The organism is Rhizobium sp. RHZ01 (assembly GCF_014851595.1).
In the GTDB taxonomy this organism is placed as follows: Bacteria; Pseudomonadota; Alphaproteobacteria; order Rhizobiales; family Rhizobiaceae; genus Rhizobium; species Rhizobium altiplani.
This window is the reverse complement of sequence record NZ_JACUZZ010000031.1, coordinates 1-20810: the sequence shown is the minus strand read 5'-3', so window position 1 is coordinate 20810 and position 20810 is coordinate 1. Positions and strand designations below refer to the sequence as shown.

Here is a 20810-nt window from a genome sequence, read left to right as displayed (position 1 = left end):
GCCAGAATGGGCTGACTCCACCATTCAGGTAATGTTTTCCTACCGATCTTGTATTAGAGATTGCTTCATGGTGTCGCCGAATTACCGCGAAAAGGTATCGGCTGCATGGTTTCCTGCGCGACGCGCTCGGAGCAATATGGTTTTGGCTCTGACAGTCCGTATGGACGGAACCCCCCGTCCGGTTTTCCTGGCTGGACGGACATAAGGCTTTGCGGGACTTTGTTGCAGTCCCGCAAAGCTTTTTCTCCCCTCAATCGCTTCAGTCTGTCGCAGTTATTGTGCGCCGCAACATTTCGGCCGCATTTGTCGATTTTCATTTCAACACCAAGGGATTAAGTTGATCCGGATTTGGTGTTGGGGGGAATATGACCAAGTGGGTCTATACATTTGGCAATGGTCAGGCAGAGGGTAGTGCCCTTGAGGGCGAGCGTTTGGGCGGCAAAGGCGCAAACCTCGCGGAAATGTGCAACCTGGGTCTGCCTGTCCCTCCTGGTCTGACGATCATCGCCGGCGCCTGCTCTGCCTACTACAAGAACGGACGGCAGATTGCAGAAGAGCTGAAGGCACAGGTCCGCGCGGGCATTCAAGGGATCGAAGAAATTACCGGCCGGCGGTTCGGCGCGGGCGATCGGCCGCTGCTCTTGTCCGTGCGCTCGGGAGCGCGCGTTTCGATGCCGGGGATGATGGACACCGTCCTCAATCTCGGCCTCAACGATGAAACCGTACAAGCGCTCGGCCACGATGCCGGCGACGCACGGTTCGCCTGGGACAGCTACCGCCGTTTCATCCAGATGTATGCCGACGTCGTCATGCGTCTCGATCACGAGGTGTTCGAGGAGATCCTCGAGGACGAGAAGGCGCGGCTCGGCTATGAGTTTGATACCGAACTGACCGCCAACGAATGGCAGCACGTTGTCTCGCTCTACAAGAGCCTGATTGAGGAGGAGCTGGGCGAGGAGTTTCCTCAAGATCCCGAGGTGCAGCTATGGGGCGCTGTAGGCGCCGTCTTCGCCAGCTGGATGAGCGTCCGCGCAGTCACCTATCGCCAGCTTCACAATATTCCCGAAGGCTGGGGCACGGCGGTCAACATCCAGGCGATGGTCTTCGGAAACCACGGTAATTCGTCCGCGACCGGTGTTGCCTTCACGCGCAATCCGTCGACGGGCAATAAATCGCTCTATGGCGAATTCCTCGTCAATGCGCAGGGCGAGGATGTGGTTGCCGGCATCCGCACGCCGCAGAGCATTACCGAGGAGGGACGCATCAGCTCCGGTTCCGAACGACCGTCGATGGAAAAGCTGATGCCGGATGCCTTCAAGGAGCTGTCAGGCATCTGTTCCGAGCTTGAAACGCATTATCGCGAGATGCAGGACATCGAGTTCACCATCGAGCGCGGAAAGCTCTGGATGCTGCAGACCCGCGCGGGCAAGCGCTCGACGCGCGCTGCGATGAAGATCGCCGTCGACATGGTAGACGAGAAACTCATCACCGAAGAAGAAGCGGTGCTTCGCATCGAACCTTCGTCACTGGACCAGCTCCTGCACCCGACGATTGACCCGCGTGTTACCCGCGAGATCATCGGCACCGGCCTGCCGGCCTCGCCCGGCGCGGCGACCGGCGAGATCGTCTTCACCGCCGAGGAGGCCGTGACAGCGTCCGAGGAGGGGCGCAAGGTTATCCTGCTGCGTGTCGAGACCAGTCCAGAAGACATCCACGGCATGCACGCGGCCGAGGGCATTCTGACGACACGTGGCGGCATGACCAGCCATGCCGCCGTTGTCGCACGCGGCATGGGCATCCCCTGCGTGGTCGGCGCTGGTGGCATGCGCATCGACGCCCGCAACGAGCGGCTGATCGGCGTCGGCGTCACGCTGAAGAAGGGCGACGTCATCACCATCGACGGTTCGGCCGGGCAGGTGTTGAAGGGTGACGTGCAGATGATCCAGCCGGAGCTCTCCGGCGATTTCGGGCGCATCATGCAATGGGCCGATCGGGCGCGGCGCATGACCGTGCGCACCAATGCCGATACGCCGGCTGATGCGCGCGCGGCTCGCTCCTTCGGTGCCGAGGGCATCGGCCTTTGCCGCACCGAGCACATGTTCTTCGAGGGCGACCGCATTCATCTGATGCGCGAGATGATCCTGGCGGAGGATGAAACCGGCCGCCGCGCCGCTCTCGATAGCCTGCTGCCGGTCCAGCGCCACGATTTCACCAGCCTGTTCAACGTCATGCACGGCCTGCCGGTGACGATCCGTCTGCTCGATCCGCCGTTGCACGAATTCCTGCCGAAGACGGACGAGGAGATCGCCGACGTTTCCGCCGCAATGGGCATGGACGCTGCAGCACTGCGCCAGCGCGTCGATGCGCTGCATGAGTTCAATCCGATGCTCGGCCATCGCGGCTGCCGACTGGCGATTTCCTACCCTGAAATTGTCGAGATGCAGGCGCGCGCCATTTTCGAGGCGGCGGTCGCGGCAGCCCATGAAACGGGTGCTGCCGTCGTGCCCGAGATCATGGTGCCCCTGGTTGGGTTGCGCTCCGAGCTGGACTACGTCAAGGAGCGCATCGACGCCATCGCCGGGGACGTCATGGCGGAGGCCGGCATGCGGATCGACTACCTGGTCGGCACAATGATCGAACTGCCGCGCGCAGCCCTCAGGGCCCATATCATCGCCGAAGCGGCGGAGTTCTTCTCCTTCGGCACCAACGACCTGACGCAGACAACCTTCGGCATCTCGCGCGACGATGCATCCGCCTTTATTCCGACCTATCAGCGCAAGGGGATCATCGAGCACGATCCCTTCATTTCGCTGGATTTCGACGGTGTCGGGGAGTTGATCCGCATTGCCGCCGAACGCGGTCGGCGCACGCGCAATGACATGAAGCTCGGGATTTGCGGCGAACATGGCGGCGATCCGGTATCCATCCATTTCTGCGAGGAAATCGGATTGGACTACGTGTCCTGTTCACCCTTCCGCGTGCCGATTGCCCGGCTTGCCGCCGCGCAGGCGGTCATTACCAATGGCGCCCGTATCCGCGACCGTAGTAAGGACGGTCGAGATCATAGGACATCTGCAACATGAGCATATCGCTGTCGTAACGCGCCTGGGCACGGCGATAGAGATCGATGCGCTGCATGCAGGTCGCGAAGCCCTCCGTGCCGCGCCGGAAGCCATAGCGTAAGCATTGAGCCTCGTCGGCGGCGCGCCGCTCTTCCGGCGTCATTGTTTGGCAGGCCGAGAGGCCGATTGATAGCGCGGCAAGCGCGAGAGCTAAAACGAGCGTACGCATCGACATGTCTCTGCAATCAAAACTCTGCGCCATCAGATGACGCCAATCGGCGGTTACAGTCAACCAAAAGAATAACTTAGGCCGAAGCGGTGCGCTTGCATCGCTGCTTTCAACGCCTGTGGCCTTCCGTCTGTGGAGGATCGTCTGTAAGAAGACGGCTCGGACGACATTGGAAGATAAACATGGCACTACGCGATCGATTCTCGAAGAAACTGACCTGCCCGCAATGCGGCAACGCCGGCTTTGCGGAAGCGTCCGAGACGGATGATCCGAAGCGCAAGCATCCGGGCTTTAGCGTCGATCATCTACCGCGCGGCTTCTTCATCCAGCGCGCGTCCAACCATCAGGAAACTTCCATGATCAAGTGTGAGTGCGGGCGCAAATTCCCGTTCCGCAGCCTGGCTGAAGCAGCGGCGCAACGCGATTAGAGCCGAAAGGCTCTAGGTCAGAACCGTTCAAGAACCTTGATGAAGGCGTCGGCGAAGCGGATGAGGTGGGCCGTCGCAGGATCCGGCGCTTCCATGCGGATTTCCGTGCCGCTGTGATCCAGCACGGCAAGAACGACACGCATCTGTTCGCTCATGGACGGGATGCGCAGCACTGCAATGCGCTTGCAATCGTCCATCAATCCCTCGGCGGGAAGATCAAACAGGAATTCTCCGCCAGCCTTGGCGGATGCTACGCGGACGGTTTCGCAGAAGTCGGATTTGCCATCGTATCCGTCGAGCGACAATTCCAGTTCCAGAAGCTCTATCGGCAGAAGCGGATCTGCATGATCGGCTGCGCCCAGCGTCGGCGACTGGGTTCCCGATGCGGGCTCCGGTGCAATCATTGCCCTTCTCCTGTTGGTCGGTTGCGACCCAAACCATACAACTGCAAATCAAGGAATATCAGAAAATGCTTACGCATGCCATTGTCGTCTTCCCCGTGGATTGCGCCCATCGGAATGACACAACAGTTTCAATTTAGGCGAATCTTGCACTAAACAAGTGGAGGGCGATTTTGCGCGTTCATGCGGGACGCGCCGCTTGCGAGTAACCGGTAAGTTTGATGGCAATCCGTTTCGACCGCCCTGTTTCAAATGCTGCCCGCTTCTCGCGGCGCTTCGCAGCGTTTGCCCTGGTTCTCTGCCTTGCGGCTCTGGTTGGTCATCGCTTCGCCGGCCTTTCTACGCCATACCTTGTGCTGGTTCTGCTCGTCTCCGCGGGCTTCGCGCTGCTTGGGACCTTGCTTGCCGTTGCCGGGCTGCGCAGCCTCTGGCTGACGGGTGCCGAAGGCGGGCTCGATGCCTTGAAAGCCTTGATTTATGTGGCCCTTCCGCTCGCCATCGGCGGGATTGCCGCCGAACGCTATTTCGCGCTGCCGGCGATCTACGACGTGTCAACCGATATCGTCTCGGCGCCGGACTGGCTGAAGACGCCGAACGCAGATCAGATCTGGCTGAAGCGAGAGCCGGCGGTCACGCCTGAGGACCGCGAAAAGCAGCTCGAAGCCTACCCGGAACTCACAGGCCGTCGCTACGACGGCGCTATCGACCGCGTGCTCGAAGCCGTCAAGAAGGTCGCCAAGGAGAATGGCATCCGCATTACCCGCGCCGACGGTGACAGCGAGCCAAGCCCCGATCTCGAGAAGCGACCGGCGAAGCCGCAGCCAGATGACGCCGCGGTTGCTGAGGCGCCAGAAGCCGTGCCGGTCCCGACGCCACGGCCCTACGACGACGTTGCGCAGCTGATTCGCCGGGCCAATGGCGTAACGCTGCAGGGCGAAACCCGCACCTTGGTTCTCGGCCTGCGTTTCGACATCGTCATCCGCTTGCGGGAGGAAGCGGAAACCACCTTCGTCGACGTCAGGGTCGCCTCGCGCTACGGCCCGCATGATCTCGGCCTCAGCGCCGATATCGCGGAGAACTACCTCAAGGCGCTCGATTCCGAATTGCTCGGCATCGCTGGCAGCTAGCCTCGTTCGCCTCAATATCTGCCATCGAAGACGATGACAGGCTTGTCGTCGGCAAATACAGGCGCCGACGTAAGCTATTTCCGTGTTGCAGGTCGGTAGGAGCCGAAAAGGGCAGGCGGTCCATCCGTTTCGATCTCACCCCGCTCCACCAGATCCTCGATATGGGCAAGAACCGAAAGCGCGGCAGCGCCATGCAGGCGCGGATCCGTCTCGCGATAGATCACCTTCACCATGTCGGGGATGTTCGTATCGCCAGCGCGGATGCGGCCGAGCACGGCGCGTTCGCGCATCCGCCGATGCGTCTTCAGGGCTCGCATGAAAGAGATCGGCTTGCGGACGGGGCCGCCATGTCCGGGAAGCAGCAGGCGGTCGTGCCTCTCGATCAGCTTGTCGAGGGAGGCCATGTAGTCGGCCATCGAGCCATCGGGCGGCGCGACGATGGAGGTAGCCCACCCCATGACATGATCGGCGGAAAACAGGATCCCGGTTCCCTCGAGCGCGAAGGCCGCGTGATTGGCGGTATGCCCGGGCGTCAACACGCCCGTCAGCCCCCAGCCGTCGCCCTCGATCGTCTCGCCGTCGCCGATTGTGACGTCGGGCCGGAATTCCAGGTCCGAGCTTTCGGCGAAGGGATTGATCTCGCCCTGATGCAGTGGCCGGGCAGCGCGGTGTGGTCCCTCGGCGACGATCCGCGCCCCGGTCGCCGCCTGCAGGCGCCGAGACAGCGGGGAGTGGTCGCGATGGGTATGACTGATGAAGATATGGGTGACCTCGCGTCCATCGAGCGCTGCCATCAATGCCTGCAAGTGTGCCTCGTCCTCCGGCCCAGGATCGATGACCGCCACGGAGCGATCCCCGACGATGTAGCTGTTCGTGCCGTGAAACGTGAAGGCGCTCGGATTGTTGACCGTAATGCGCTGCACGTCTGAGGCAACAGGCACGGCCTGGCCATAGGCGGGCTCGAAGGCCAAATTGAACTCGGGACTTGCCATTTACTTGTATTCGATCTCGATGAAGGACATCGGCTGATCGCCGGCATTGACGACATTGTGCTCGATTCCGGCGTCGCGGCGGTAGGCAGCGCCCTTGGCAATATCGACCCTGCGGCTGCCGTCCTTTTCCTCCAGCAGGAACTGGCAATCGGTCATCGGCACGACGACATAGCCCATCCCATGTGTATGGATGCCCGTATCGGCTCCCGGCTCGAAGTCCCAGCGCGTGATCCGAACCACGGCATCGTCGAGCAGTAGCGTTGCGAGGGCAGGCGGGCGGGCGCGGTACTGGCTCATCGTTACTCCATCGTCCTGGACGGCTGACGCGAGACCTAGCATGGTGACGCAAAATGCGCACAGAAATATGCAATGGCCAGAAACTTAATGATTGTGACGTCAAGCGAGCTTTGCTAAGCAGGCGTCGATTTGGCAAGCGGGTCTCCGCTTTCAAGCTCTGGTGGGGCGTCGCCAAGCGGTAAGGCACCGGTTTTTGGTACCGGCATTCCCAGGTTCGAATCCTGGCGCCCCAGCCATATTCTATTTTCGCAATAAATTCAGTTATTTAGGTGACGTTGTGTGTCGCCGGTGGTACACGTCAGTGGTACACGCTGGGTGAACAACTGAGACTTGCGCTTTATCCTTTACACCCGTCATGTCGGCATCCTATCGTCAGCGTCACTGATTTGGGGGCGCATACGTGGCGAAAGAAGTGAATGGTGACCTCAGCTTCACGGCTGAGCTTTTTAAGGCAGCTGACAAACTCCGGGGCAATCTGGAGCCCTCCGAATACAAGCATGTCGCGCTCGGTCTCATCTTCCTGAAATACATCTCGGATGCTTTTGACGGACTACATGCCAAGCTCGAAGCGGACGAGTACGCGGATGCGGAAGACCCGGAGGAGTATCTCGCGGAGAATGTCTTCTGGGTGCCGAAGGAGGCGCGCTGGAGCTATCTGCAGGCGAGTGCCAAGCGGCCTGAGATCGGGAAGCTGATCGACGAGGCGATGGAGGCGATCGAAAAGGCGCCCTCGAATGAGGGGCTAAAGGGCGTGCTGCCGAAGAACTATGCACGCCCGACGCTCAACAAGACGATGCTCGGCGAATTGATCGACCTTTTCTCCAACATCGGCATGCATGACAGCAATGACAAGGCGAAGGACCTTCTGGGCCGTGTCTACGAGTACTTCCTCTCCGGCTTTGCGAGTTCGGAAGGCAAGCGTGGTGGCGAGTTCTTCACGCCTCGCTCAGTGGTGTGCACGCTGGTCGAGATGCTGGAGCCCTACAAGGGCCGCGTTTACGATCCCTGCTGCGGCTCGGGCGGTATGTTCGTGCAGTCGGAGAAGTTTATCGAGGAGCACGGCGGCAGGCGGAACGATATCGCCGTCTATGGCCAGGAGATCAACCACACGACGTGGCGGCTCGCCAAGATGAATCTCGCTGTGCAGGGCATCGACGCGGACATCCGCTGGAACAACGAAGGCAGTTTTCATCGCGACGAGTTCCAGGACCTGAAGGCCGACTTCATACTCGCCAACCCGCCCTTCAACATCTCCGACTGGGGCGGAGACCGGCTGGCGGAGGACGCTCGCTGGAAGTTTGGCACGCCGCCCAAGAGCAATGCCAACTTCGGCTGGCTGCAGCACATCATCCACCATCTCGCTCCAAGGGGCTCGGCTGGCGTGGTGTTGGCCAATGGCTCCATGTCCTCGCAGCAGTCGGGCGAAGGCGACATTCGCAAGGCGATGATCGAGGCCGATCAAGTGGATTGCATGGTGGCATTGCCGGGCCAGCTCTTCTATTCCACGCCAATCCCAGCCTGCCTGTGGATACTCGCTCGCGACAAGAGCGCCAATGGCCACCGTGACCGGCGCGGCGAAATCCTGTTCATTGACGCCCGCAAACTTGGTCACGTCGAGGACAGGATAAGGCGGGTCTTTTCAGACGAGGAGATAGGGAAAGTTGCAAGCACCTATCACAGTTGGCGAGCTAAGCCGGAAACGCGGCAGGTCAATGGATGGTCTGAATACCAAGATGTGCCCGGCTTCTGCAGTGCAGTTAAGATTGAGCAGGTCCGGCAGCATGGATGCGTTCTAACGCCAGGACGCTACATCGGCACGGCAGCCGATACAGACGAAGACCTTGGATTTGTTGAAAAGTTCGACGAGCTACGAGTGCGCCTGAGAGAGCAAATGGCTGTCTCTCAGCGTCTCGACAGTGCTTTATTTGCTATGCTTGACATGATGGCAGATGAGAATTCCGATGCGTGAAGTGGTTCTTGGTGAGGTCGCGCAAGAAGAAAAGCGACGACATGGATCGGTTGCCTACGAAGGAGCGGTATTCGGTGTCGACAAGGCGTCGGGCCTGACCGCTGAGCCAAGATACCAGTCAAAGGACCTCTCTCGCTACAAATTGGTTGGCACCGGGATGTTCGCATATAACCCGATGCGACTGAATATCGGCTCGATCGGATTTCTCTTCCAAGGGCGGCCAGAAGGCATCGTCAGTCCTGATTATGTAGTGTTTTCTTGTACCCAAGGTTTGCTCGTACCAGACTACTTTTACTACCACACGAAATCTGACGTATGGCGCAATTGGATCGAAAGCGCGGGCGAGGGATCGGTCCGAGAACGTATTTATTTCAGTAAATTGGCGACCTACAGGTTTATGCTTCCGAGTTTAAGCTATCAGGAACAGGCCGTTTGCATACTATCAGCCCTCGATGACAAGATCGAACTGAACCGGCAGATGAACGAGACGCTGGAGGCGATGGCCCAGGCGATCTTCCGTGACTGGTTCGTCGACTTCGGCCCGACCCGCCGCAGACAACAGGGTGTAACGGATTTCATCGAGATCATGGGGGGCCTCGTCACCGATGCCGAACGGGCGCAACGACTGGCTGATCTCTTCCCGGCAAAGTTCGGGGAGAACGGGCTGCCAGAGGGTTGGAGAGAGGGCGACCTGAGCCAGTTCGCCGGTCTTAACATCGAGAGCTGGGGTGCGCGGACCGCGCCGTCCGAGATCAAGTATGTTGACCTGTCCAACACAAAGTGGGGCGCGATCGAAAGTACGACCCTCTTCACCTGGACTGAAGCGCCAAGTCGGGCGCGACGGGTGTTAAGAGAGGGCGATACTATCGTCGGCACAGTGCGGCCAGGCAATGGCTCGTACGCTTACATAGGTAGCGATGGGTTGACGGGCAGCACAGGCTTCGCCGTGCTTCGCCCAACGAGACGAGAACATTCTGAGATTGTCTACTGTGCTGCTACCTCACGCGACAACATTGAGCGACTTGAGAAGCTGGCTGACGGTGGAGCTTACCCCGCGGTTCGGCCGGATGTGATCTTGGCAACGCCGATGCCCGCCATTCCGCCTAAGATGGCAGATGGGTTCTCCAGCATCACTGCCCCGATGATCGCAAAGATCGAACATAACAAGCGGGAGAGCCACACCCTCGTCGCGACCCGAGACCTCCTGCTCCCGAAGCTTATGTCCGGCGAAATCCGGCTTCAAGAAGCGGATGAAGTGTTGGACGCGGCGCAATGACAGCACAGGCAGAGCTGATCAAGAAGCAGGCAACAGCGAGGCTCGACAAGGAGGCTGCTGTCCACCGGTCCAATCATCAGAACATTCACGCCCGCCGATATGTCATGCCCAATTCCGCGCTCGGCGGGGTCGAGGTGGTGATCATCGTAAAGGGTAGCAATCTGCAGCTATGGTGCGAGGCGAGGGCTATTTCTGGCTTGGGGGCGCGGGCGCTCGGCGGGGAGGGGCGGCCGGGAGGCGAGACCTACAGCGAACCCGGCAAATATGGTCGCCACTCTGCACTCAAAACAATGGATCGACTGCATCGCGGGGACGCGTGGCGTTTCGTGCCGAAGACGGTTGGAGATCTGGATGCCATCCTGGATGCAGTGAAGGGCGCAAGATGATGGACACCTCCAGCGCTCGCTACGATCTGGAGTGTGCAGCTCAGTCCACCCTGTTTCGGCTTGCCGCAGAGTACAATCAGCGTGCTGCGAGGCGGATCATCTACGCCCTCCAGCGTAGGCAGGCTTCTGGCGTCTTTGGTGGCGACTACGAGCACAAGAGCCTTTGGGATGAGCTTTGCCACGATGCGCAAAGCGGCCCGCACTTTGATGACGATGAGCCGTGGGACAGCATTCTGGATGCCCTTCTTCAGAAAGAAGTTGAGCGACTGACCGCGGCAGAGTTTGAGGCCCTTTGGCTCGCCGCAATTCCTGATGTGGACCACTTGACTACCGCCTCCCGCGATGCCGGTGTGATCAAAGAAGAGTTTCGATCCGCGCTGCGGCAGCAAGCCGGGGAGCGCAACCTTGAACGTTTTGAGGTCTGGTGATGGACGATGTCCTCTACACGCAGTCAGCTTCCGAACACAGCAAGAGTGGCTTCAACGAAGGCCTTGTCGAAGAGGCTGTAATTGGCACCTTCCGAGACCTTGGTTACGCATACGAGAACGCTGCGACCATTTCTCCTGATGGCACCGCACCCGCCCGTGAGGCCTATGGCGATGTGCTGCTGATCGAACGCCTGCGGTCGGTAGTTGCGCGGCTGAACTCGACAATCCCGGCTGATGCTCGCGAGCAGGCGATCAGGCAATTGCTGGTGACCGAAACGCCTTCCCTGGTGGAGGAAAACCGGCGTATTCACAGGCTAATCGCGGAAGGTGTCGATGTCGAGTTCGGCATCGGCGATGGCGAAGTGAAGGGGGACAAGGTCTGGCTGATCGACCTCGACAACCCTGCCAACAACGACTGGCTCGTGACCAACCAGTTCACAGTCGTCGAAGGCAAGTTTACCCGTCGCCCGGACGTGATGGTCTTCGTCAACGGCCTGCCACTCGGTATCATCGAACTAAAGAACGCGGGCAGCGAGACGGCGACGATCGACCACGCCTTCCAGCAGCTCCAGACCTACAAGGCGCAGGTGCCCTCGCTCTTTCGCGCCAATGCGGTGCTGGTCGCCTCTGATGGCATGCTGGCGCGCATTGGCTCGCTAACGGCGGACGAGGAGCGTTTTATGCCTTGGCGCTCTGTCACCGGGGCTGAGGGCGACTTCACGCCGCATGGTCCTTACGAGATGGATACGCTGCTGCGGGGCGTGTTCGACAAAGAGCGGTTCCTGGCGCTTATCCGCGACTTCATCGTGTTCGGTGACCAGGGGGCGGGACCGTTCAAGATCATCGGCGGCTATCATCAGTTCCACGGTGCCCGCAAGGCGATTGCCAGTGCCATCGAGGCGGCGAAGCCGGACGGCAACCGCAAGATCGGCGTGATCTGGCATACCCAGGGCTCCGGCAAAAGCTTCCTGATGGCCTTTCTCGGCGGATTGATCATCCGTTCTCGGGAACTGGAAAACCCAACGCTAATAGTCCTGACCGACCGTAACGACCTCGACGATCAGCTCTTCGGTACATTCAATCTCTGCCGCGACCTCATCCGCCAGACGCCCGAACAGGCCAACAGCCGGGACGATCTGCGGCGGCTTTTGAACCGAGCGTCCGGCGGAGTGATTTTCACGACGGTACAGAAATTCACGCCCGAGGCAGGCGAGGAGCGCTTCCCGATGCTGACGGATCGCCGCAACGTGATCGTCATGGCGGACGAGGCGCACCGCAGCCAATACGGGTTCGACGCTAAGCTGGATAAGGAAACCGGCAGGCGGCGCTATGGGTATGCTCACTACATCCGCGAGGCGCTGCCGAACGCCTCCTTCATCGGCTTTACCGGAACGCCAATTGAGGCAGAGGATGTCAACACGCCCGCAATCTTCGGCGAATACATCGATATCTACGACATCAGCCGGGCGGTCGAAGACAAGGCGACGGTCCCGATTTATTACGAGAGCCGGCTGGCCCGCATTGAGCTGAACGAGGACGAGAAGCCGAAGATCGATGCAGAGATCGAGGCCATGCTCGAAGACGAGACCCTGAGCGAGCAGGAGAAGCAGAAGGCCAAGTGGACGACCGTCGAGCGGCTGGTCGGTTCGAAGAAGCGCCTCTCGCAGATCGCGGCCGATCTCGTCGCTCACCTGGAGCATCGCATCGAGGGCATGGATGGCAAGGCGATGGCGGTCTCCATGAGCCGCCGCATATGCGTCGACCTCTACAATGAAATCATTGCACTTCGCCCTGAGTGGCATTCGGACGATGACGACAAGGGCGCGATCAAGATCGTGATGACCGGCTCCGCCTCCGACCCTCTCGAATGGCAGCCGCACATCGGCAGCAAGAAGCGGCGCGACGATCTCGCGAAGCGTGCCCGCAAGCTCGATGATCCGTTGAAGTTGGTGATCGTGCGCGACATGTGGCTGACTGGCTTCGACGCGCCTTGCATGCATACCATGTACGTCGACAAGCCCATGCATGGCCACGGCCTGATGCAGGCGATCGCCCGCGTCAACCGCGTCTTCAAGGACAAGCCGGGTGGGTTGATCGTCGACTACATCGGCATCGCCCAGAATCTGAAGAAGGCATTGGCGCAATACTCCCAGTCTGACCGAGACAAGACAGGCATCGACGAGGATGAAGCGGTTGCGGTTCTCCTGGAGAAGTACGAGATCGTGCGCGCCATGTTCAACGCCCACGACTATAGTCTCGGCATCGTGGGCGCCCCGCAGCAACGCTTGAGGGCCCTGGCTGATGGTATCGATTGGATACTGAAGTGGCAGGAGAAGGAGGCCGCGAAAGTCGAGGGCATTGAGGCCAAGAAGAAGGCGCACCGCCGTTACCAGGATGCGGTGCTGGAATTGAGCAAGGCATATGCATTAGCCTCGGCAAGCGACGCGGCAGCGGATATTCGCGACGAGGTCGGCTTCTTCCAGGCCGTGCGTGCCGCGCTCGTGAAGACGACTGCCACCGGCAAGATGTCGGACAAGGCCAAGTCGCTGGCCGTCGAGCAGTTGCTCAATCAGGTGGTGGCCAATGCCGAGATCGTCGACATTCTCAAAGCCGCCGGGCTGCAATCGCCGGACATCTCCGTCCTGTCTGATGAGTTCCTCGCTGACATTCAGCGCATGGAGAGGAAAAACCTCGCGTTGGAGGCCCTAAAGAAACTGCTGAATGGTGAGATCAAGAGCCGCTCGCAATCCAACGTGGTCCAGTCCAAGGCATTCTCTAAGCGGCTGGAAGAGGCGATGGCTCGCTACCATGCAAATGCGATCTCTACCGTCGAGATGATCCAGGAATTGATCGCGCTGGCCAAGGAGATGCAGGCGGCTGCGGCGAGGGGTGAAGAACTGGGCCTCTCTCAAGAAGAAATCGCCTTCTATGATGCACTTGCCGCCAATGATAGTGCTGTTCAGGCCATGGGCAGCGAACAATTGCGGGTGATTGCGCACGAGTTGGTCGAGCAGATGCGCAAGTCGGTCACTGTCGATTGGCAGCACAAGGCGAGCGCCCGCGCCCGAATGCGGGTACTTGTGAAAAAAATCCTGAAGAGATTTGGCTACCCGCCGGATTTGGAACAGGAGGCGGTTCAAACAGTATTAGCGCAGGCCGAGGTGCTTCTAAGAGAGATCGCTGTCCACTAAGCGCGCGGCCTACGCAGCCAAACCAGCGGTTTCCGCCTGGCGAGCCGATGCCCGAGCGTGTGAAATCCTGAAGTTGGTTGTGCAACAAATGACCGAGGCCGGAGGGGGCATCCAACCGTGACACTGTTCAATTCACCTGAGTTCACGCTTTTAGCTCGTGATACAGCTGATACCTTTCAATCAGTGCATAGGACTTGGGTGGCAGTCCGCCATGGCATCAGTTGGGAGGTGCGGTTTTGTCGCGTCCTGTTTGGGGCGTTTCCTCCAATCAACCTGGCCCCTGAGAAGACTGTGACGACGAGTTCCATTCGGGCCTATAGTGGCATTCAATCACTCGATGACCCACGCGCCGCTGTCGAAGAAACTCTCGCCGACCCGTTTGTCGCTGTCGAGGCAGCGGTGGGACATGTATTTCGAGGCGGCACAGAGACGAATGCGACATTTCATCGCCTCTACCCACCTGAATATCCAGACGCTCGACGATTTCCTACCTTGCGGCTGGAAGCCCCGAGTCTAAGTGGCTTTGGAACGACCGAACAGATGCAGCTTGATCTGGAACTGCTGTCTCACATCGAGCCGTATGAAAATATGCTCGACCTCTTCGAGGACTTCAGTATCCCAGTTCAATTTGCCTCTGAGGGTGGAAAGTGCATCACCGAGGTAGTGCTTGCGCCTGTCAGCGAGATCGAGCCACTGTCAAAAATCGAAAGTGGGCTGTTGAAGGTGGGCATCGTCGCCGCCCCAAGGGCTCAAATTAGCAAGATCACATTGGGCGTGAAAGCTTTTACCCGAGATGGCGTCCGCCGCTTTACCGTTGCTGGCGACCAGTTCACGTGGAAGCAGGAACCCCACCGATTAGTGGGAGCCCTTGATCTGCCGCTGGCGAATACGCCACTGGCCTTGACTTCCTTGAGATACGGGTCGGAGCATATTCAAAAGTGGTGGGTGAGGGATCAGACCCAAACGTTCAATCGCCTCCTCGACGTGCACATCGCGATCGATCCCGCCCGTAGCCTCGTCGTCGATGATTTGTCGGGACAGCGCACGGACTTTGAGGAACGGGTTGGCTTACTATTTTCCCTTTTGGGGCTGCGCGTGCTGAAATACGGACAGATACCCAAACTCACCGATGCTCCAGATATCCTCGCGCTCTCAGACCGAGATCACCTCTATGTTGTCGAATGCACTACAGGAGACATTAACGCCAAAGGAAAACTCCAGAAGCTGGCCGATAGGACTAAGGCCATAGCTCACAGCCTTTCGGCCTCGGTGTCTCGCCCCTCTTCGATTTTGCCTGTGGTTGCGACCAGCCTGTCCCGACAAGAGACGGCTGCTCATCGTCTGCAAGCTGAAGTCCTGGGTGTGGCGTTGCTGTGCAAGGAAGACCTTATGAACCTTGTTGGCCAGGTAGAGGCGCCCCCCTCAGCTGATCGACTGTTCGACTTCACCAGGAGCCTCGTACCCAATTCGCAGCCGTAAATGAAATGGCGTGGCATCCTGAGCGAATACTGTTCCTCTGTCTGAGCTGGACCAGATACGAAATAGTCCCATTGAGGGAGAGGATGGATGAAGCCAAAACACATAATCAGGGTAGAAGAGACGCGCGCCCGAGAATTAGGTAGGTGCCTGACCTGCTATACGTTTCGCGAGCCGAGCCAATGTAGACCGTGAGCAGCCGGTGGCAGCGACGATGGTGTTCCAGCTCATGCCGCTCTCCAGCATCTTGACGATGCCAGCGTTACGCTCCCCGTCCTCGGGGCGTCCCCTATAAGCTCCTCGCGCCTTGGCGGTTACAATGCCTTGAGCCTGCCGCCGTCTGCGGTCCTCGTAGTCTTTGCGGGCAATCGCTGCCAGCATGTCCAGCATCATTCCGTTAATGGCATCGAGCATGCGGCTTTGGATATCATCCTTGCCGGCCGTGGCCATCATCCAAGAGGTTGGTAGGTCGAGTGCAACCACCTTCACCCTACGGCTCTGTATCTCGGCCTTAAGGCGCTCCCAATCCTCAGCGTTCAAACGGCTAAGCCGGTCAACCTGCTCCACGAGAAGGATATCGCCCGGGTGGCAGTCATTCAGAAGGCGGAACAGCTCGGGACGCTTTAGGGATGCCCCGCTTTCGTTCTCCACGTAGCTGGCAGCGATCTTCAGCCCGCGCTCCTCAGCGAACCTGAAAAGGTCGTCCTTAGCGCGGTTGGCGTCTTGGTCTTTGGTGCTGGCACGAAGGTAAGCGCGGACATGCATTGAAACCATCTCAGTTCGTTTTGGATGGTTCGCTTATCGTCGGTTCGCTTTGGGTTGTCAAGACTAATTTATCGAACCAATGGGCGACGGTTCGAAAGAGGTGTACTCCAATGACACCGGCTTGCTGGAATACTGCGCTGGCCTCTCGACACCCCGCCTGGGGCTCAGTGCCAGCGGGAGAGGTACGGGCAGCACAAGCCTGCGCAAGCTGGCACCTCCCTCATGCCGATGTTCAAAGCCGGTGCAGGGCACGGGGGGACTGGCCGGAAGCCTTATATCTGATCTGCCCCCAGAAATTTTTTTCCCAGATATTTCGGGCTGGCCCCTCGGGCGAAGACAATGTGACAGGAGCGCAGGTAACCACAACATGCGAAAACGAACGACATGCGGCTCAAATTTGAGCTGCAAGCCAGCGCACTCTCAGGTGTGGATGAGGTTTCTAATCACCTCCATCTATCATAAAGACCACCTGAGATAATCTGATTACATCAGCCCCACCTCAGTCAGCCTTTATTCAGTCTCCATCCCTGGTCTCCCCGACGAGGGGCTGGAGGTGGTCGATGGTGAAGATGATCCTGGGTCGTCACCACCATCACTTTGCCTTGGCTCGCTTATGCTTTTAATTATGCATATTTGCCATTTCTTTGTCTTAGCAATCCCTAATGTGCCTAAGCAGCCGATTTGAGCCGCCTGACATGGTAGCTCACGGATTGCTGCGAGTAGCCAGTCAGCTCGACGATCGCCGCCTGAGTGCGACCTTCTTCAAGGAAGTGCTTGACGATGTCGCGGGCCTTGTCTCCACGAGGGACGTGGCCGAGTTTCGTGGAAAGCAGCTTCTGTCCGTCGGGCGTAATCAGGATCATACTAATACGCCGCTCCTCAACTTCGATAGAGCGGCTCACAGTGATCGGGATGCAGTAGCCTCCCTCGATAGCCAGGCGCGTGGCTACAGGCCGACGAAGGTATCGTGGCTTCCGTAGATCAGGGGCACAGATCATCGGGACACTCTCCACCGACAGGACACGGTCCACCCATCGCAGCATTTCCATCTGGTCGATGAGCTTGGGTGATGTCGTGTTGAGGTGGTCAGCGAGCTTGGTAATGGTGAGGCATTTCGTGGCGATCTCCCCCGTGATCGGGTTGACGATTTCACCGTGCTTCCAGCCGATGCAGTTCCTGATGTGGCTCCAGCCTTCCCGCTCCGCACGGATGAAGTAGCCTTCGTCGACCCTGCTCGGTGGATTGATCGAGCGGCCTCCACGCGCACGTGAAGCTTCCTTATGGCCTTCCAGCCAGTCACGATAATTGGTCATTCTTGTCTCTTGCAATGGATGAGGTTGGTCTGGAAGAGGGCGTGGGAGAGGCCAGAAGCCGAGAGCTACGAATTGGCGCTTCTGTCTCTTCCAGATGAACGAGGATCAACGACGCTCAGTAGGCAGTGTGCATAGAGGGCGCTGTAGTTGGTGATGATCTCAGCACTTCCTCTTGGAAGTGACAGAACCCCGGCAATCGCTGAGATCACCAACCCGGTAGAACCAACTCCCCGATATCGGCTCGCCCATCCTTCCGCTGAGCGGTCGCGGGGGTGTGGTTCACACAAGCGCGTATTTATCTTCAAGGTGGGGGTAATTAAGGGTTGCGTCGTTGAGACTAATTCAACCGCACACTATTCTTCCTCCTCTTAAGGGAGGGGTAATCTGGGATTGCACTCATCGAGAATTGCTCAACCAGAACTGCCAGCTCCTAAACCCCGTGATAAGAACGGTGCTATTCGCCTCGTAGGCGTCGCTGACGCGCTTCGGGGGCGTCCGGCTATACTCACTGTACGCGGCTGTGGCAGCCCCTATCGAAGCTGATACCAAGACGGGACGGTCTTGCAGATTGCTACGCTGCGTTATCGCTTCGAGCAATCAGCCAGTCTTGAGGTGCTGCTTCTGTCGAGCCGAGACGCGCGCCACTGGGTGACACCCAAAGGCAATGTTGAGGTGCGTACGTGGGCTAAAATAACCTGCTCAAATCAGCTCATATACCTGAGATCGACTCTTCCAAAATCTCAACTCGCGCCTCGCGTAGTCGCAGATAACCAGCTCACCCTGCAGTTCCGCAACACCTCTGACCCAGACGGCAACTACAGAACCATCTTCGTACTGAAGGTGCAGAATGGTGTGCGTTTCTTGCAGGTGAACCTCCGCTCTGGTTACCACCGCTATAGCTTTTCCGGATGTAGAGGTTCCGTTGAGATAAGTATCCGCAGCGATGCTCGGCCCCACGCCGCTTTCGCGGGGGAAGCATTTTTCGTGTCTCGGCCAAGGCGGGCCTGGAGGGGGGTCAATCCACACACTTCCGCCGTTGTGGCGAATGAACAGCACTCGATCTCCGCAGCGAGGACAATTCGTGAGACGGCAGTAACTGTCGCTTGAGTAGTTCTTGTACCCCGGGCGGGCAGACGAGGGAGAGGTGGAGCAGCTTCCATTCAAGTGGATTGGGATCGCCCTGCCACCCATCCGCCGTATGATGATCTCTCCGCCGCAGTGGTCACAGTTAGGCATCTGATGCTCATCATCCGTCGATAAGAAGGACGACATTGGTGCCAGACGGCGTTGCCGAGATCAAGGCCAAACGTCGCGACTTCAGGCCCTCCTGACGGCTTCCTACCGCCGAGATCGAATGTGCTTATGCCGCAGCCCCGAGTTCCCTCTCAATCCCTGGATATTTGATCGCCTCGACAACCTGTTGCAGGGCTTGGATATCCAATCCCTCCGGATTGTAGGTGCCGAACGTTATGCCCTCGCGATCATGGCCGACAACCTGCGCGGCCTCGGTTTGAGGAAGTCTGGCGCGCTCAAGAACTTTGATTGCACTGCGTCGAAACGAATGGAAGTCAACACGGTCTTTGCCTGTTCGCTCGTCAGGCCGTGTGATTTTTAACGCTCGCCTGTGTTCGGTAAAGCGTTTCGAGATGTACCATGATCGCTTGCCGTCAGGGCCGCCCGGTTTCAACGCGGGAAAAAGCCATTCGCTCTGGTGATGGCGGATGAAGTCGAGCAAGCCAGCAGCAATAAGACGGCTATGAATGGGCACCTTCCGATCACCCGCTTCCGACTTGGCATTGGTGATGTCGAAGTACCAGATGCCGTCCTCTTGCTTGATATCAGCCACCTTGCGGTCACACATCTCGTTCAACCGCATGCCGCTGTAAGCAGAGATGTGGCAAAGCCACGCGAGCGTGTTGGGGTGGCTTTGTTGCTCGGGGCGGACCTCCGGCTGTGTGGCGAGGAGTACCTTCAATTCATCGATGGAGTACGGCAGTTTCTGCGTCTTCCGTTTTTCCCCGATTTTACGATATTGATCCTCCCACGGGTTTTCGCGCGTCAATAGTCCCCGTCGCTTAGCCCACTGCCAAACCATGGACAGGGCCGTGGCATATCGATTGATCGTCCTGTTACTGAGGCCGATCTTGTGATTGCCAAAATCTCTGATGATTTCGCTGAATGTCCGCTGCTTAGTGTGCGGGCTTCGCCCCCAGTGAGGGTCAAACGTGGCAATCTTGTCGAGAAATTCCGCCGCTTGCTTGCGATCAACGTCATCCAGGCTCGGCATACCGGCCCACTGGTCGAACAAACGATACACCGCTTCGTACTGGCCCCGTGTTTGCTCTGTGAGCTTCGCGGATGCGTCTCGTTGGATTTCCTCGATATAGCGGCGGGCTGCGTCGGCGAACGCTTCTCCAGTTTTTCGCTTCTTAGCGGTCACCGGCTGGAGGGTTTCCATGTCGATGCCGTTACGTCCGAAGGCGACTGGTAGGGCAAAGGTTCTCCCGTCCATCGCTGCTCTGCGTCCCGCTGCCGCTGCAATACGGGCCGAAACAAGGGCATGGTCGAGATCAGATAGGTTCCCTCCCTCCAACTTCTCGGCCTCAAGCTCAGCGAAGATGTCGACGTTCTCCCCGCTCTCATTGTACTCCGCAAGCATCTTAAGGGTGTCTTGGTATTCCCCCTGTGCCTTCTCCTCGATCTCGGCAGGCGTCCATGTACGCGTGCCACGGAGCACTTCAAACTGGGTGTTCCAGCTTACGACCAGGGGCCATCGATCTCTCTGCGCCTGAGTAAGATCACGGGTGCGCAGCGATTTAACGATGTCCGACCTGCCCATTTTGTCGATGAGATCAGCGGGAACCTTCATCGCGAAGTACCAGCCCTGCCGTCGCTGTTTCAGGTATCGAGTATCTGCCATTTGCACTCCGGTAGTACACATCAGTAGTACACGTTAGTAGCTCACGGCATCGAAATAGGTCAACAATAATAATAATTTCTGACAGTTATCCAGAAATTGGTGGGGCTCCTGGCGCCCCAGCCATTGAATTCCGGTCCGTTCTGGACACATAGGTTACGTTTTATTCCTGAGACATAGGTAACACTTTTGGACCGAAAGGGTTCGGCAAAGGTTCAAGCCTGCATGTCTCGTCATCGAAGTATCCCAGATCGTAGTCCATAAAGCTTGTCAGCCAGATATGGTCTTCGACCTGTTTGATGCCGACGGCCTGACCGGCGAAGACCAGACTGAGATTGATCTTCTTCCGCTTGTAGCAGATGCGTCCGCATGTTGTGACGGTGACTGTCTGGTCGTGGAACGGGTAGTCGAGATCGGGTAGGCCGCGGTAGGCGCGCGGTGACGCGTCGTAGCGCTCTGCCGGGTAGGCCATGTTGAGCGCCTGGTGGGGCCGCTCGCTGTTGAACTCCTCGACGAAGTCGTCGAAGCGGGCTTGCTGCTGCAGGAAATTGTC

Annotated in this window: 16 protein-coding genes, 1 tRNA gene and 1 pseudogene; 10 read left to right on the top strand and 8 right to left on the bottom strand. The window is 58.6% G+C overall.

Translation table 11 applies throughout. The annotated features are described in order from the left end of the window. The first annotated feature begins 365 nt into the window (after window positions 1–365). Complete coding sequence (gene ppdK / locus IB248_RS25695) at window positions 366–3083, top strand: pyruvate, phosphate dikinase (protein WP_018859032.1); 2718 nt, start codon at window positions 366–368, stop codon at window positions 3081–3083. Here the strand turns inward: ppdK and IB248_RS25690 are convergent. Next, on the bottom strand, window positions 3016–3291 hold the full coding sequence (locus IB248_RS25690) for a hypothetical protein (protein WP_083929893.1): 276 nt from the start codon (window positions 3289–3291) through the stop codon (window positions 3016–3018). The genes ppdK and IB248_RS25690 overlap by 68 nt on opposite strands. Before the next feature lie 182 nt (window positions 3292–3473). On the opposite strand from IB248_RS25690, the gene IB248_RS25685 reads away from it, so the two are divergent. Beyond that, window positions 3474–3719 (top strand): hypothetical protein, encoded by a 246-nt coding sequence (locus IB248_RS25685; protein ID WP_018116436.1) that lies wholly within the window; start codon window positions 3474–3476, stop codon window positions 3717–3719. A gap of 17 nt (window positions 3720–3736) precedes the next feature. Here the strand turns inward: IB248_RS25685 and IB248_RS25680 are convergent, their stop codons facing one another. Beyond that, window positions 3737–4123, bottom strand: coding sequence for a hypothetical protein (locus IB248_RS25680; protein WP_018860461.1), 387 nt, complete (start codon window positions 4121–4123; stop codon window positions 3737–3739). Between the two features lie 218 nt (window positions 4124–4341). Between IB248_RS25680 and IB248_RS25675 the strand changes: the two genes are divergently transcribed. Then, on the top strand, window positions 4342–5247 hold the full coding sequence (locus IB248_RS25675) for a DUF1499 domain-containing protein (RefSeq protein WP_192241867.1): 906 nt from the start codon (window positions 4342–4344) through the stop codon (window positions 5245–5247). 74 nt (window positions 5248–5321) lie between these two features. On the opposite strand, the gene IB248_RS25670 is transcribed toward IB248_RS25675, so the two are convergent. Together IB248_RS25670 and IB248_RS25665 are read right to left on the bottom strand one after the other, a co-directional pair. Next, window positions 5322–6239, bottom strand: a complete 918-nt coding sequence (locus IB248_RS25670; protein WP_018860463.1) for an MBL fold metallo-hydrolase — start codon at window positions 6237–6239, stop codon at window positions 5322–5324. After that, the gene (locus IB248_RS25665) at window positions 6240–6536 is read right to left on the bottom strand and encodes a cupin domain-containing protein (protein ID WP_018860464.1); all 297 of its coding nucleotides are present in this window, start codon (window positions 6534–6536) and stop codon (window positions 6240–6242) included. It lies immediately after the preceding gene. A 161-nt stretch (window positions 6537–6697) separates the two neighbouring features. Here IB248_RS25665 and IB248_RS25660 point away from each other — a divergent pair. The 7 genes from IB248_RS25660 to IB248_RS25630 all read left to right on the top strand — a co-directional run bounded on the left by IB248_RS25660 (window position 6698) and on the right by IB248_RS25630 (window position 15265). Further along, a tRNA-Gln gene (locus IB248_RS25660) sits at window positions 6698–6772 on the top strand. A gap of 164 nt (window positions 6773–6936) precedes the next feature. Beyond that, window positions 6937–8505, top strand: coding sequence for a class I SAM-dependent DNA methyltransferase (locus IB248_RS25655; protein ID WP_192241866.1), 1569 nt, complete (start codon window positions 6937–6939; stop codon window positions 8503–8505). Then, the gene (locus IB248_RS25650; protein WP_192241865.1) at window positions 8486–9781 is read left to right on the top strand and encodes a restriction endonuclease subunit S; all 1296 of its coding nucleotides are present in this window, start codon (window positions 8486–8488) and stop codon (window positions 9779–9781) included. The genes IB248_RS25655 and IB248_RS25650 overlap by 20 nt, the downstream gene beginning before the upstream one ends. Next, the gene (locus IB248_RS25645) at window positions 9778–10167 is read left to right on the top strand and encodes a hypothetical protein (protein WP_192241864.1); all 390 of its coding nucleotides are present in this window, start codon (window positions 9778–9780) and stop codon (window positions 10165–10167) included. Before IB248_RS25650 ends, IB248_RS25645 begins: the two co-directional genes overlap by 4 nt. After that, window positions 10164–10595 carry a hypothetical protein gene (locus IB248_RS25640; protein WP_192241863.1) on the top strand — a complete coding sequence of 144 codons (432 nt, stop codon included), beginning with the start codon at window positions 10164–10166 and terminating at the stop codon, window positions 10593–10595. Before IB248_RS25645 ends, IB248_RS25640 begins: the two co-directional genes overlap by 4 nt. Beyond that, entirely contained in the window at window positions 10595–13786 is a 3192-nt protein-coding gene (locus IB248_RS25635; protein ID WP_192241884.1) for a type I restriction endonuclease subunit R, read from the top strand. The genes IB248_RS25640 and IB248_RS25635 overlap by 1 nt, the downstream gene beginning before the upstream one ends. A gap of 117 nt (window positions 13787–13903) precedes the next feature. Continuing rightward, complete coding sequence (locus IB248_RS25630; RefSeq protein ID WP_192241862.1) at window positions 13904–15265, top strand: hypothetical protein; 1362 nt, start codon at window positions 13904–13906, stop codon at window positions 15263–15265. 135 nt (window positions 15266–15400) lie between these two features. Here the strand turns inward: IB248_RS25630 and IB248_RS25625 are convergent, their stop codons facing one another. From IB248_RS25625 to IB248_RS25610, 4 genes and pseudogenes are all read right to left on the bottom strand, one after another. After that, complete coding sequence (locus IB248_RS25625) at window positions 15401–16027, bottom strand: recombinase family protein (protein ID WP_192241883.1); 627 nt, start codon at window positions 16025–16027, stop codon at window positions 15401–15403. 668 nt (window positions 16028–16695) lie between these two features. Further along, window positions 16696–17340 (bottom strand): winged helix-turn-helix domain-containing protein, encoded by a 645-nt coding sequence (locus tag IB248_RS25620; RefSeq protein WP_192241861.1) that lies wholly within the window; start codon window positions 17338–17340, stop codon window positions 16696–16698. 1360 nt (window positions 17341–18700) lie between these two features. Next, on the bottom strand, window positions 18701–20260 hold the full coding sequence (locus tag IB248_RS25615; RefSeq protein WP_192241860.1) for a site-specific integrase: 1560 nt from the start codon (window positions 20258–20260) through the stop codon (window positions 18701–18703). A gap of 160 nt (window positions 20261–20420) precedes the next feature. Next, window positions 20421–20810, bottom strand: a pseudogene (locus tag IB248_RS25610) (integrase); the annotation flags it as partial.